The sequence below is a fragment of the Aerococcus sp. 1KP-2016 genome, assembly GCF_002252085.1.
In the GTDB taxonomy this organism is placed as follows: domain Bacteria; phylum Bacillota; class Bacilli; order Lactobacillales; family Aerococcaceae; genus Aerococcus.
Genome location: NZ_NEEY01000047.1, coordinates 1 through 13,762, shown reverse-complemented (window position 1 = coordinate 13,762; position 13,762 = coordinate 1). Strand labels below are relative to the sequence as shown.

Annotated in this window: 13 protein-coding genes; 12 read left to right on the top strand and 1 reads right to left on the bottom strand. The window is 37.0% G+C overall.

Features of this window, described 5'->3' with window-relative positions:
* Positions 1-320: 320 nt before the first annotated feature.
* A complete protein-coding gene (locus tag B9P78_RS07870) occupies positions 321-1,271 on the top strand; it encodes a DNA/RNA non-specific endonuclease (RefSeq protein ID WP_094518932.1) in 951 nt (316 codons plus the stop codon).
* Positions 1,272-1,311: 40 nt separating this feature from the next.
* On the opposite strand, the gene B9P78_RS07865 is transcribed toward B9P78_RS07870, so the two are convergent.
* Positions 1,312-2,826, bottom strand: a complete 1,515-nt coding sequence (locus B9P78_RS07865) for an FAD/NAD(P)-binding protein (protein WP_094518930.1) — start codon at positions 2,824-2,826, stop codon at positions 1,312-1,314.
* Positions 2,827-3,064: 238 nt separating this feature from the next.
* On the opposite strand from B9P78_RS07865, the gene brnQ reads away from it, so the two are divergent.
* The 11 genes from brnQ (at position 3,065) to B9P78_RS07810 (ending at position 13,652) form a co-directional block, all read left to right on the top strand.
* Positions 3,065-4,426, top strand: a complete 1,362-nt coding sequence (gene brnQ / locus B9P78_RS07860; protein WP_094518929.1) for a branched-chain amino acid transport system II carrier protein — start codon at positions 3,065-3,067, stop codon at positions 4,424-4,426.
* A 140-nt stretch (positions 4,427-4,566) separates the two neighbouring features.
* Complete coding sequence (locus tag B9P78_RS07855) at positions 4,567-5,436, top strand: DegV family protein (protein ID WP_094518928.1); 870 nt, start codon at positions 4,567-4,569, stop codon at positions 5,434-5,436.
* Between the two features lie 88 nt (positions 5,437-5,524).
* Positions 5,525-6,397: a DegV family protein gene (locus B9P78_RS07850; protein WP_094518927.1), complete on the top strand. Its 873-nt coding sequence runs from the start codon at positions 5,525-5,527 to the stop codon at positions 6,395-6,397.
* Between the two features lie 11 nt (positions 6,398-6,408).
* Positions 6,409-6,864, top strand: coding sequence for an 8-oxo-dGTP diphosphatase (locus tag B9P78_RS07845; protein WP_094518926.1), 456 nt, complete (start codon positions 6,409-6,411; stop codon positions 6,862-6,864).
* Positions 6,865-7,066: 202 nt separating this feature from the next.
* Positions 7,067-7,846, top strand: coding sequence for a tyrosine-protein phosphatase (locus tag B9P78_RS07840; protein WP_094518931.1), 780 nt, complete (start codon positions 7,067-7,069; stop codon positions 7,844-7,846).
* A gap of 60 nt (positions 7,847-7,906) precedes the next feature.
* Positions 7,907-9,742: a nucleoside-diphosphate sugar epimerase/dehydratase gene (locus B9P78_RS07835; protein WP_094518925.1), complete on the top strand. Its 1,836-nt coding sequence runs from the start codon at positions 7,907-7,909 to the stop codon at positions 9,740-9,742.
* Positions 9,743-9,866: 124 nt separating this feature from the next.
* Positions 9,867-10,631, top strand: a complete 765-nt coding sequence (locus B9P78_RS07830) for a YveK family protein (RefSeq protein ID WP_094518924.1) — start codon at positions 9,867-9,869, stop codon at positions 10,629-10,631.
* 51 nt (positions 10,632-10,682) lie between these two features.
* Positions 10,683-11,396: a CpsD/CapB family tyrosine-protein kinase gene (locus B9P78_RS07825; RefSeq protein WP_199445761.1), complete on the top strand. Its 714-nt coding sequence runs from the start codon at positions 10,683-10,685 to the stop codon at positions 11,394-11,396.
* Positions 11,397-11,527: 131 nt separating this feature from the next.
* Positions 11,528-11,965: a PPC domain-containing DNA-binding protein gene (locus B9P78_RS07820; protein WP_094518922.1), complete on the top strand. Its 438-nt coding sequence runs from the start codon at positions 11,528-11,530 to the stop codon at positions 11,963-11,965.
* A 108-nt stretch (positions 11,966-12,073) separates the two neighbouring features.
* Complete coding sequence (locus B9P78_RS07815) at positions 12,074-13,156, top strand: LLM class flavin-dependent oxidoreductase (protein WP_094518921.1); 1,083 nt, start codon at positions 12,074-12,076, stop codon at positions 13,154-13,156.
* A gap of 199 nt (positions 13,157-13,355) precedes the next feature.
* Positions 13,356-13,652 (top strand): hypothetical protein, encoded by a 297-nt coding sequence (locus B9P78_RS07810; RefSeq protein ID WP_094518920.1) that lies wholly within the window; start codon positions 13,356-13,358, stop codon positions 13,650-13,652.
* The last annotated feature ends 110 nt before the right edge of the window (positions 13,653-13,762 follow it).

The following is a 13,762-nucleotide window of genomic DNA, read 5'->3' as shown; positions in this document are numbered from 1 at the left end:
CTAAGGAACTACACTTTCAGTCCTTTAACCTGTTCCCATGATATATTTCAATCAAAAATAATAAGAATTTTTTCAAAGTAAAAGGCGTACACAACTCTTATTAAGAATTATGTACGCTTTTTAGAGCCTTTTGTCCCATCCTCTTTTTATGTAAAAAATGCAAAGCTCTATGGTAAAATATATAAGATGTGGCAATAAATGTGCGATATTCATGGCATTTACTGTAGCGTGAAATGAAATATATATAAGAGGGGGCATAGATCGTGACAAATTGGCGTAAAAAATATCCAAAAATAAAAAGTCTGCTGAGCATTTTGCTAATGGCATTTGTTATTTCGTTTCTATTTCTCGGTAATCGCTATGCCCAAGAAAATCTAGCTGAACCAATTGAAGTTGCTAAAGAAGTTTCCCAAACTTCATTGATTTATCAAGATATATTAGAGGAACATGATTTGGCCTCAGTATCATCATCTGTGAAACAAGCCCAAGAAGGTGCCAAAACGGATCCGGATGACCAATCAAGTGTGGCGAGTAAACAAGGTGACACTTCTCAATCAAGTACTAACCAAGTACAAGAAAGCGTCTCGAATGGGGAGCGTGAATTAGCAAGCAATAGTCAAACAAATCAGGGTCAAACCAAAAACACCCAAGTCCAATCAAGCCTTGAGAACATACATCAGCATGCACCAGAGGTAGCATCCGGACAAGCATATGTTGTGGTTAACGATAATATACCTATCTTCACCAACGAAGAAATTACAGGTATTGGTGACGGATGGGAAAAATACGGGGCATTAGATGATTTAGGTAGGGTGACGGCTGCAAATGCCTTATTAACAGTTGATTTAATGCCTGCGGATGCAGAGGTAAGGGAAGGTTTGTCTAGTGTAACGCCAACAGGGTGGGCACAGAAAAAATACGACAGTATAGATACGGGATGGTTATATAATCGTAGTCATTTGATAGGTTACCAACTTACGGGACAGCAAGATAATATGCTGAACTTAATGACGGGGACAAGATATTTCAATGTCGAAGGAATGTTACCTTTTGAAAATTATGTGGCATCCTATATTGAAGATACTGAACATCATGTACGGTATCGGATTACGCCTTTATTTATAGGGGATGAGCTTTTGGCTCGTGGTATTTTTATGGAAGCTTATTCCATAGAAGATCAAGGTGAATTGCAATTTCATGTTTTTGTGCCTAATATTCAGCCGGGAATTGCACTCAATTATCAAACTGGGGCGAGTAAAGAAACAGACTGAAAAAATGCGATTGGATAGCAACCAATCGCATCTTTTAGTGTTATTTTTGATGACGGTCAAGAAATTGTTTGACGATATCTTGGCCAAATGTAAAGTTCATTAAGGCATTATTATTACCATATAAAGTATTTTTAATCCAACGACCTGTGAAGAACAAATTATCAAAGGTGCCGAATCGACGAGATATTGATTGTCCTTGTGGCCATGAAATTAAAACATCCCCATAAGGTGTGGGACTAATGATTTCACGGTTTACCAAGTTTTTGATGAGTATATCCTGATCACTTGCACGGAATAAATTACTTTCGAATCCGGCTGCATTGATTAAGATATCCGCATGAGATACTGAACCATTTTTGTAGTAGATGTCAAAACCAGATTGGCTATTTGCCTTAATATCAACCAGTTGATCTTGGAAGCTGATACGACCTTGATCGTACCAATTGAGGATATCTAGTAAAGCTTCCTTTGTCATTTGATTTCTAAAGTATTCAAATATATCCATATATTCATGGATATATTTTTCACGGTCTAAGCCAGGCATTTTCATATAAAGATGGGGTAGATATTTGGTAATCGTTGAAGCATATTGTTGTATGATTTGTAGTTCGCGGTCATATCCCATGACTTCATGTCGAATTTCAGATAAAGAACCTAAACCAAAACGATCAATGACGGCTTTAACATCGACATCATTTACTTTCATATCTTCAAAAAAAGCTTCTAGAATGGTATCTAAACGAATATAACCATTGCCTTTAGCACTCATTTCATCTATCCATGCATAGCTAAATGTCATATGAATAGGACCATCATAATAGTCTTGACGAGCAGTTTTAAACGGCGTTGAGCGTGTATAGAAGGAGATGGAATGGGCTAATTTACCTTCATATTTATTTTGCATGTATCGCATGGCATCTAAAGCCGTAAGTCCAGAACCGATGATACCAATTTTTTGTTCTGGATTTAATTCACCTAAGGTTTCCATCACCGGATAGGGATTATGGACATAGCCTTTATGGCCTCGTAAATGATAGTGATCTGCATATGGCGGATGGCCGATATTGAGGAAAACCGCTTGGTAAACGGTATCTTGCCAAGTATGATCAGCTGTTTGCAACTGAAATTGATAAGGTATTTGTTTGTTTTCACCCAATTCCTTGCCAAGATTGTCTAAGACACGAATATCTTGTACCAATTGATTGATGATAGTGATACGATCGCTCTTCATATAATCTTTCATGAAATCTTTCATATATTGGCCGAAAATAGGGCGTGGTACATAATGATTCGGGTCAGCGTGTTCAGGATAGTTTGCTGCTAGCCATTCAACGAAACCATTAGGATTTTCTGTGTCTAATGATATGTTTCGGGCGTAGGAATTCATGATTAACGAGTGGGTGTCCTCTTGGTAGGGGAACCCATGCCCTAGATGGTTAGCTGTATCATAAATATGAATAGTAAAATCTGTGTTTGGATGTGCTTGTTGGAAATCTAGAAAAGCTTTTAAAACGCCATTCCCAGAAGTTCCCAAGCCTACAATTGCTATATTCATCACGATAACTCCTCATTGAATAATCTCTTCTCGATACGTTCGAGTGCACCTAAATTATAGCATATATCGAGGATAGACAACATTGTTAGCGCAAGCGAATCGCATTTATTTCAATCATAAATACTACATTTGTAAGGAAAAAAATTTTAAATGAGAGTTTGCTAAAAAATACGCAATCGCTCTTAATTTCTATTAGATAGTATGGTATTTTTGTTCAATATGAAAGGGAGTAAACACTATGAAACCAAATAACAAAACGAAATTAACAGGGAGTGAGTCGATAGTTGTTGCTTCCACCCTATTTGGTCTCTTCTTTGGTGCAGGAAATTTAATTTTTCCAGTATTAATGGGACAAATGGCCGGAAGTAACGTATGGCAAGCTAGTCTTGGCTTTATTATTACCGCTACGGGGTTGCCCCTATTAGCAATCGCAGCTATCGGTAAGACTCACTCTGAAGGTTTATTTGATTTAGCAAGCAAAATTTCAAAAAAATATGCCTATTTCTTCACAGTCGCTTTATATTTGACCATTGGTCCGTTTTTTGCGAGTCCTAGAACGGCTTCTGTTTCATTTGAAGTGAGTTTCGCAACTGCAGGATTTGTAGATTCACCTTTGGCTTTGTTGATCTACTCAGCAATTTTCTTTGGCATTGCGTTAGCATTATCACTGCGTCCATCAAACATCATGGATTATGTTGGTAAATTCTTGAATCCCATCTTCTTGATTTTTCTGGCGATTATTTTTGTCAAAGCCTTTACCATGCCTGAAATTAGTGTAGCAGATGTCGCTCCTGTAGATACCTATGTCAACCAATCGCTATTCCAAGGCTTCCTAGAAGGTTATAACACTATGGATGTATTGGCAGCTTTAGCTTTCGGCATAATTGTCATTCGTTCGATTCGTAAGTTAGGCATTAATGAACCATCGACTATTGCGAATGAAACGGTAAAAAGTGGTTTATTTACAGCAATATTGATGGGCTTAATCTATATTTGTTTAGGTATTTTAGGGGCCAAAAGTAGAGGCTTTATTGATGTTCAAGAAAATGGTGGTGTAGCGCTATCTATGATTACGGAGCATTATTTTGGTACAGCGGGTAGTATTTTGTTGGCCTTAGTAATGATTTTTGCATGTTTGAAGACCGCTATTGGTCTAATCGTTGCCTGTGCGGAAACGTTTGAAGAGCTATTTCCAAATGTCTTATCTAGTAAAGCGTGGACGATTCTCTTTGCGGGTATTTCATTCTTAGTATCAAATGTAGGGTTAACCTCTATCATTAGTTTATCAACACCCGTTTTGATGTTCCTATATCCGCTTGCAATTTCATTAGTGATTTTAGCTTTATGTGAACCAATATATACGAGTAAGAAAGTTTACCAATGGGTAACAGGTCTAACCATGTTTGCAGCACTATTTGATTTGATTAAGACACTTCCTAGTGGTTTATACAATTTAGTTAGTGGGGATGCAATCGGTGCTTTTGCTTCGCAACTGTTGCCATTTTATGATTATGGATTTGGTTGGTTATTGCCTGCATTGATTGGGCTAGTGATAGGTATCTTCTTAACTGAACGTGATAAGATAAAAGGAAAAATTTAATAAGTTTATCTAGTTATCGTAACTAGGAATAAGGGTAGGTGTAAAAACTTATCCTTTTTTTTGTATCAAAATCATGGTAAACTTGTGCAGACTATAGAAAGAATACAAAAATGTATTGATGAGTAAGGAGATTTTAACTTATGAAAACAGCAATTATCGTGGACTCGACTGCAACTTTACCGGAAGATTTGAGTGTATTAGACAATATATATCAAATTAAACTAAGCGTCATTTTTCCAGATGGTGAAGTACGAGAAGACTCTAGTGATCCGCAAGTAATTGCAAATTTTTATGAGGAATTACCTAGTTTCCCAGTCTTACCAACCACATCCCAACCAACAAACGGACAAATTTATGAAGTGTATGAATCAATCGTGGCTCAAGGCTATGAACAAGTATTTGCTATTACCATAGCAAAAAAATTAAGTGGTACCTTATCCTCTCTTGAAGGGATTGCGCAAGAATTCTCTGATAGATTAACAACTTATACAATTGATGCCTTATCAACCTCACAAGTTACCTGTCATTTAGTGCGCGAATGCTTGCGTTTACTAGATAGTGGTTACGATGCGGCTACGATTGTTCCTGCATTACAACAGGCAGCATTAGATGCAGAAACGTATGTTATAGTTGGCTCGTTGGACAACCTAGTCAAAGGTGGTCGTTTAAGCGCTGCGGGCGCATTTTTTGGAAATTTATTAAAAATCACACCTTTACTGGAAATTAACCAAGAAGGTGTCATTGAAGTAATTGATAAAATTCGAACGGAACGAAAATTAAAGGAAAAATTTAAGGGGATTTATGATGCGGCCAATGCGCAATATGGAGACCGTGTCCATGTTGCTTTAGCACATGGGAATGCTGCTGAACGTGCTAAAGAAATTGCTGCGAGCATGAGCCCAAACATCGTAGCCAATGATGTACCGATATCTGGTCTTACACCTGTTGTAGGTACTCATGTGGGACAAGGGTGTATTGGTGTATTTATTTTAGTGGATGTAGACTTATAGGAACTACTTGAAAAATGCGATTAATCGCATTTTTTTTGTTATAATATTCCATATATACATCTAAAGAAAATGAAAAAGAGGGGATATTATGAAATCAGCAATTCTTGTAGACAGTACATCAACAATTCCTGAAGAATTACAACAGCATCCTGATATATATCAAGTAACCTTAAAAATTACTTTCAAGGATGGTGAAGTCATGGAAGATACAACTGAGGAAAAGGAAGTTAAGTACTTTTACAATAAAATGGTGAATGATGCTACCTTACCATTAACGTCCCAACCTGAACCTGCAGACTACTATCAAATTATGGATGAAATTGTGGCCAAAGGTTATGATGAAGTGTACGGCGTCTTTTTGTCATCAGCACTAAGTGGCACATTTCAAACAGCACGTATGATTCTGCAAGAATACGAAGACCGTATTAAGGTTCATTTAGTTGATACTAAGGCAGTATCTATCATTATCGGGCATGAGATTAAAGAATTAGTTCGCTTACTAGAAGCTGGTTATATTTCAGAAGAAATCTTACCTGCTATGGATCAAATGATTAAAGAATCTGAAATTTATTTATTCGTTGATGATTTAAATAACCTTGTAAAAGGGGGGCGTACCAAAGCAGCCTCAGCGTTTATTGGCTCGATGCTTAAAATATATCCAGTCTTGTATTTTGATAAAGATGGAACAGTAGTATTACATGAAAAAATCCGAACAGAAAATAAGATCAAAAAATCATGGATGAAAATTTACCAGGAAGCTCGTGAAAAATATGGTGATAGACTTCATTTAGGTTTTGCCCATGGTGACGCGTATGATAAAGCTGTAGAATTTAGAGACTTCTTCCTAGAAACCTATCCTGAAGAAGATATTTTAATTCGTTACCTAACACCAGTAGTCGGTGTGCACGGTGGTAAGGGTGCTTTAGGTATGGGCTTTTTAGTTGATGCTGATTTGAAGTAAGTGATCAGGACATGCTAAGTACATTAATCTATTTAGAAAATGATGTAGACCAGTATCTAATGCTACATCGTAATAAGAAAAAACAAGATATTAATAAGGGCAAGTGGATTGGCGTTGGTGGAAAATTTGAGCTAGGCGAATCCCCAATGGAGTGCCTTGAGCGTGAGGTACAGGAGGAAACGGGACAAGCACTAGCGGATGCAACATTTCGTGGTGTTGTCACCTTTGTTTATGCTGATGACGAACCCATGTATATTTTTTTATATACAGGACATCTCCAATCGGACCAAGTTTCTGAAACGCGTGAAGGCGAGCTTAAGTGGGTAGATAAATCTGCAATCTTTGATTTGCCTTTATGGGAAGGTGACCGCATTTTCCTACAGCCACTTATGGAAACGAATGAAATGATTGATTTAAAATTAATTTATGATGAAAAATCAGTTTTAAAAACATATGAAAAGCGGTAAAGTATAAGAAGGTATTTGAAGTCGTGAAACAGTTTTCCAGTTTGTATTTGAACTGTTATAGGGGCTTTACCGTTTTTTTACATCATAGCTTCAGTAAATATAGTATATTAGACGAATAACACTCGCTAATGAGTAAACATAAGAAAATTGAGCAATCAAGACTTACTAATACATATTTACTGAGAGAAGAGGAGCGAACATGATGATTGATATCCATAACCATATTCTCCCAGGATTAGATGATGGTGCGAAGGACTTAGAAATGTCCATTGCAATGGCAAATGTTGCTGTTCAAGAAGGCATTACCCATATCCTTGCAACACCGCACCATCGTAATGGTGAATTTGTAAATAGTCGGGCACAAGTAGAAGAAGCGGTTGGAAAATTACAAGTGGAACTGGATCAGCGAGGTATAAATCTTGTTGTCTTTCCGGGACAAGAAGTTCGTCTACATGGAGATCTGCTTGCTAATATTGATGCTGGTGAAATTCTATTCACTGATTTAGATGAACACTACTTGTTAATTGAATTTCCAAGCATGGAAGTGCCCCACTATGCTGAACAAGTATTTTTCGACTTGTTATCCCGCAATATCAGACCGATTATCGTCCATCCAGAACGTAACCAAAAAATCATTGAAAAACCAGATATTTTAAAATATTTTGTAGATATGGGCTGTTATGCGCAGGTGACTGCCGCTTCATATTTAGGCGAATTTGGTCCGGGTGTAGAGGATGCTAGCAGTTATATGATTGAAAATAATTTGGTACACATGATGGCATCAGATGCCCATAGACTTTCAGGTCCAAGAGGTTTTAACCTGGAAGCTGCATTCGAAAAGATGCAATCTAATTACGGATCGACCATCGTTTTTGATTTTAAAGCCAATGCAAAAAGTTTAGTTAATGGGGATCCAATGATTAGTAATTTTATTATTGAAGAACCTAAGAAAAAGAAGAAAAAGTTTTTTGGCTTGTTTTAAGCCATTCATTTTTTGTGCACTATTGAAGTGCTTGTAGACAGTTGGGAGAGGTATTTGTAAATGAATTTTTCTAAGTATCAAAAGTATTCGATACTAGCCGTTGCTGATTTTATTTCAATCATGCTGGCCGGTATTATTTCTTATTACATTTTGGCTTATTATATTGATGTCACTATGTCTGTAACGATGGGCTTAGCAATCATTTATTATTTTGCTTATCTAATCGTAAGCTTTTTCACGAAAAATTATCGATTAATTATTCGATTTATGAGTTTTAAAGGGGCGTCTGATTTATTTTTAACGCATATGGCATCGACTGTGCTTACACTAGCAGCAGCAACTGTTATTTATCGGTCATTCTCATTGCGTTTAGTCTTTTTATTGGTCGTATTTTCGATTGGCTTAACTTTCACAACACGTGCAACTTGGCGATATATTATGGACCAAAGATCACATGTTCCTGAAGGGGACGGCACATTGGAACCAACATTATTAGTTGGTGCAGGTCGTGGTGGGAACACCTTCATTAAACAATTTAAAAATGATGGTTCATACCGCTTTATTGGTTTTGTAGATGATGATCCGAATCTACTATATAAAAAGTTGGATTCATTCTCTGTTTTAGGGTCAACACAAGATATTCCTTCTATAATTGAACAGTATCATGTAAAAAACATCATCATTACTGCACCAACATTGCCTGCTGAAAAAATTGAAAAGATTTTGGATTGGGGTATTGCGCACGATGTAGAAGTTCGTCAAATGCCATCGGTTGAGCGTACCTTACTTGGTTATCAAATGGATATGACAAGTGGTCCTAAAGAAATTGAAATTTCGGATTTATTAGGTCGTGAAGAAGTGCAACTAGATGATGCAGATGCGATGCGCCAAATTTCTGGTAAAGATATATTGGTAACAGGTGCAGGCGGGTCAATCGGTTCTGAAATTTGCCGTCAACTTGTGAAGTTCTCCCCACAAACTATTTACTTATTAGGACATGGGGAAAATTCAATTTATCTGATTAACCAAGAGTTTGCGCAAAAACAATTGCCAGATACACGTATTGTGCCAATTATTGCTGATGTGCAAGATCGTGAACATATTGAACGTATTATGCAAAAATATAAACCGGATATTGTTTACCATGCAGCGGCACATAAACATGTACCGTTGATGGAAGCTAACCCAACTGAAGCAGTGAAAAATAATGTATACGGTACATTAAATGTTGCCCGCGCAGCTAAACATGCCAATGTTGACGTGTTTGTAATGGTATCGACAGATAAAGCCAATAATCCACCAAATGTAATGGGTGCTTCAAAACGTATTGCAGAGATGTTAGTAACGGGTATGAATAAAACTTCAGACCACACGAAGTTTGCGGCTGTCCGTTTTGGGAATGTATTGGGTTCACGTGGATCAGTAATTCCAGTATTTAAGAAACAAATTGAAAAAGGCGGACCTGTTACCGTCACAGATTTTAGAATGCGTCGCTATTTCATGACAATTCCTGAAGCAAGTCGTTTGGTAATTCAAGCAGGGGCAAAGGCTAAAGGTGGCGAATTATTTATCCTTGATATGGGTAAAGAAGTACTGATCTTAGATTTAGCGAAGAAAATGATCAAATTGAGTGGCTACACCGAAAATGAAATCCCTATTGTCGAGACGGGTATTCGTCCTGGGGAAAAATTATATGAAGAACTATTGCTAACTGATGAAACTACTGGTGAAAAGGTAGATGACAAGATTTTTGTTGGTCGTATTAATAGTCAGCCAGTAGAAGAAATCATTGAATTTGTTAGGTCTCTTGACCTAGATGAAGTTGGCGATGACACATTAAACAAGAAATTAGTTGATTTTGTTCATCGGGACGCTGAGACATCTGAAAACGGTTAATAGATTCAATTTTTTTCATTCTAAAAAAAACCTTGAAAATCAGGGTGGTAGATTGTGAAAGTTATGATAAAATAATAATATTCGTATAACTTAAATGAATATTTAATTTCTCAAGGAGGAAAAGATGAAAGATACACAAGAAACCCAGGAAATATCTTTACTTGAAATACTAGATATTCTAACTTCTAATATTTGGAAGATTATTTCAACCACTATCATTGGTGTTGTGATTGCAGCCTTGGTCACCTTTTTCTTGATGACCCCACAATACACTTCAACAACGGACATCGTTGTGAATAATACTGCAACTACTACAAATGAGGACACCATTACCCAAGCGGGGTTGCAAGCAAATTTGACTTTATTAAATACTTATCAGTCATTAGTGAGTCGACCATTGGTTCTTGAACCTGCTATTGCAGCGGTACCCGAAGCTGAAGGGATGACAGCTGGTGAATTAGCACAAAATGTGACTGTATCTATGGATTCTGATTCATTACTATTTACAATTTCAGTTGAGAATGAATCACCATTTATGGCAGCTAATCTTGCTAATGCGATTGCAGCTAGCTTCTCTGAAGTAGTTAAAGATGTCTTACAAGTAGAGAATGTTTCTATCGTAACACCAGCAACGCCAAATGAATCACCGACATCACCTAATGAACTATTAAATATTATAATTGGTGGTTTATTGGGCTTAATCATCGGTGTCGTTTACCAGTTCATTAAAGCCATGCTAGATAATTCAGTGAAGTCTAGTGACATCATTGAAGAACTAGATTGGACACTTTTAGGTACTATTCCTGAAATGGACAAGGCTAAACTTGATAGTACACGATTCAAAGCTACTGCACCAAGTGAAGGTGCAAGACATCGTCGTCGTGTATAGGAGGGTTCAATATTGTTTAAATATAGAAAAGACATAAAATTTTTCGAAAAAATGAATGCAGAACAACGTCTAGGTGCTAGTTTGGTTACTGTTACACAACCAAACGACGTCATTTCAGAGGCTTTCCGTCAAATTCGTACAAATATTCAATTCTCAATGGTTGATCAAGATTATAAATCAATTATGATTACTTCATCTGGTGCGTGGGAAGGTAAATCTACTGTTACAGCAAATACAGCAGCCGTAATTGCACAACAAGGTCTACGTGTCCTATTAGTTGATGCAGATATGCGTAAACCAACTGTTGCCAAGACTTTTGGTATTGACACAACAGTTGGGTTAACAAGTCTGTTAACAAATCGTGAAGCAAATATCATGGATACCGTGAATTATGTTTCTGAAGCCAACTTATATGTTCTAGCAGCTGGTCCAATTCCACCAAACCCATCAGAATTATTAGGGTCAAAACGTATGGCTGAATTGATTGCTGAGATGGAAGATTTATTCGACTTAGTTATCTTTGATACACCGCCAATTTTAGCTGTTACGGATGCTCAAATTGTTGCCACACGTGTCGATGGCGTAATCGTTGTTGTACGAGCAGGAATTGCCAACAAAAATAATGTCCGCAAAACAAAGGAATTATTAGATATGGTAAATGCCAATGTAATTGGTGCTGTATATAATGGTGAAGAAAGCAAAAAAATGGGCTATGGTTACGGTTATGGCTATGGTTACGGTCATAATAACGATCAAGAAAAATAAATTTGATACTCTAGGACTTCTAAGGTTCTAGAGTTTTTTATATTTTTAAGGGGAGAAGTTTAAGCTTGTTTGTGCATTAAATGTGGTATCCTAAATACATTCAATATCTATTATATAAGGAGTTCTTTCAGATGGATTATAGACGTTTTGGCGATCATTTAGTGGTGCGTATTGATAGAGGCGACGAAATTATTGCGTCGTTAACAAGTGTAGCGCAAGCAGAAAAAATTAAATTGGCCAGTGTACAAGGGATTGGTGCCTGCGATCGTGTGAGATTTTCACTTTATAATGTTGAACATCAAACATATAGTCCAACTGAATTACATGAAGAATTAGAATTAACTTCTTTGAATGGGAATATGAGCTTGATGGATGGTCAATCCTATGGACATTATCATGCCACCTTTGGCCGAAGTGATGGATCAATAGTTGGGGGTCATTTGAATGAGGCATTTATTTCAGGAACGGGTGAATTTTTTATCCAAATCATTGCTGGAGAAGTTGAACGACGTAAGGATAAGCTAGAGACAGGGTTGAATTTATTCGATTTTAACAAATACCATGATTAACAAAACTTGCAAATAGTAAGCATAAAACTTGATATGTTTCGAATCGGAAATTATAATAATAGTGACATACAAAATTAGTATTATACTATATACGATTGGAGAAAACACATGACTACAATGAAAGAGAAGTATGGTTTTAAATCAGACGAAGGCATGCAATTTGGACTTTATTCATTAGGGGATTACGTACCAAACCCACATACAAATGAAGGTGTTGGTGAACAGGGCCGTATTCAAGAAATTATCGAAACTGCGCAATATGCGGAGCAAGCAGGTCTTGATATCTTTTCTTTAGGTGAATCCCATCAAAAATACTTTGTTTCGCAAGCACATGCGGTTATTCTGGGTGCTGTAGCACAAGCAACAAGCAAGATTAAAATTTCATCATCTTCTACAATTGTGTCAACATCAGATCCAGTTCGTGTATATGAAAACTTTGCCACGCTAGATTTGATTTCTGATGGACGAATTGAAATCGTTGGTGGGCGTGCTTCACGTATCGGTTTATTTGAATTGCTAGGTTATGATTTACGAGATTATGAAGAGCTATTCGAAGAAAAGTTTGAATTATTAAACTATATTAACCATCAAATAGAAAAAGGTGAAACAATTACTTGGGAAGGACAATTTCGTCATAAATTAAACCGTGCTGAAATGTATCCAAAACCAAAAGATAATTTCATCCCAATTTGGCGTGGTGTTGGTGGCCCTGCAGCTTCTGCTGTGAAGGCTGGACGTGCCGGTGTACCAATGGTATTAACCACGCTTGCAGGACCAGCTATGGCCTTCTATCCAGCTGTACAAGCCTATCAAGAGGAATTAGCTAATTTAGGGATAGATCCGACGACCTATCCATTGACGACCGCAAGCCCAATGTATATTGCGCCAACACAACAAGAAGCAATGGCTGAATTTTATCCACATGTAAAATCATCATTCCTACATTCAAATGGCTCAATTTTCCCTAAACAACAATTTGCACAAGCAAGATCAGTGCAAGATACGTTGATGGTTGGTGGCCCTCAAGAAATTATTGATAAGATGATTTACCAATATGAAATTTATGGCATGGACCGATATATTGGCCAAATTGATTTTGGTGGTGTGCCACTAGATAAGGTAAAACGTACGATTGACTTCTTAGGGGAAAAAGTTATTCCTGAAGTGAAGAAATACACTAAGTCACATTAATAATTGCAAAGTATCCTTGTGAAATATAAAATGATATCCGAAAGGCTGAATCGTTATTTTTCAGCCCTTTTTATTTGTGCAAAAGATAACAAAACAAGTATTGAGAACGCTATCTCAAAAGCGTATAATCCTAACCACACGTCGAAAAAACAACTATTGCAATGTTTATTGCAAATTATATCTTTTTTGGAGGGTTATCATGGAGTCAAAACAAGTAGTCGCAAGAAAAAAAGCAATCATCACTGTAGATGGATTGGCGTTTAAGGATTTAAATGGGGACGGCCAATTAAATCCTTATGAAGACTGGCGGTTACCGATTGAGGATCGAGCCAAAGATTTGCTTAACCGAATGAATACCCGTGAAAAAGCTGGTATGTTTATTTTGACAGATAAACCTATGGGGATTTCGGTTGAGGACGGCGAACCGACGAGTCACGATGGTATTATTTCTGAGGTGGAGAAAGACCACGAACACCCAATGTCAAGGACAGTATAAAATTGTAGGTTTATGACAGAATAAAAATGTAGGTTTTTGACAGTCTAATTTAGAAGTCCATTTATATTTTCCCTTTCATACGATATGATTTTCCAGTAATCTTGAAGACT

Bases quoted from the DNA above. Each gene is read 5' to 3' on its own strand.
- B9P78_RS07870 (WP_094518932.1), top strand. From the start codon at position 321: ATGGCATTTGTTATTTCGTTTCTATTTCTCGGTAATCGCTATGCCCAA.
- B9P78_RS07865 (WP_094518930.1), bottom strand. From the start codon at position 2,826: ATGAATATAGCAATTGTAGGCTTGGGAACTTCTGGGAATGGCGTTTTA.
- brnQ (WP_094518929.1), top strand. From the start codon at position 3,065: ATGAAACCAAATAACAAAACGAAATTAACAGGGAGTGAGTCGATAGTT.
- B9P78_RS07855 (WP_094518928.1), top strand. From the start codon at position 4,567: ATGAAAACAGCAATTATCGTGGACTCGACTGCAACTTTACCGGAAGAT.
- B9P78_RS07850 (WP_094518927.1), top strand. From the start codon at position 5,525: ATGAAATCAGCAATTCTTGTAGACAGTACATCAACAATTCCTGAAGAA.
- B9P78_RS07845 (WP_094518926.1), top strand. From the start codon at position 6,409: ATGCTAAGTACATTAATCTATTTAGAAAATGATGTAGACCAGTATCTA.
- B9P78_RS07840 (WP_094518931.1), top strand. From the start codon at position 7,067: ATGATTGATATCCATAACCATATTCTCCCAGGATTAGATGATGGTGCG.
- B9P78_RS07835 (WP_094518925.1), top strand. From the start codon at position 7,907: ATGAATTTTTCTAAGTATCAAAAGTATTCGATACTAGCCGTTGCTGAT.
- B9P78_RS07830 (WP_094518924.1), top strand. From the start codon at position 9,867: ATGAAAGATACACAAGAAACCCAGGAAATATCTTTACTTGAAATACTA.
- B9P78_RS07825 (WP_199445761.1), top strand. From the start codon at position 10,683: ATGAATGCAGAACAACGTCTAGGTGCTAGTTTGGTTACTGTTACACAA.
- B9P78_RS07820 (WP_094518922.1), top strand. From the start codon at position 11,528: ATGGATTATAGACGTTTTGGCGATCATTTAGTGGTGCGTATTGATAGA.
- B9P78_RS07815 (WP_094518921.1), top strand. From the start codon at position 12,074: ATGACTACAATGAAAGAGAAGTATGGTTTTAAATCAGACGAAGGCATG.
- B9P78_RS07810 (WP_094518920.1), top strand. From the start codon at position 13,356: ATGGAGTCAAAACAAGTAGTCGCAAGAAAAAAAGCAATCATCACTGTA.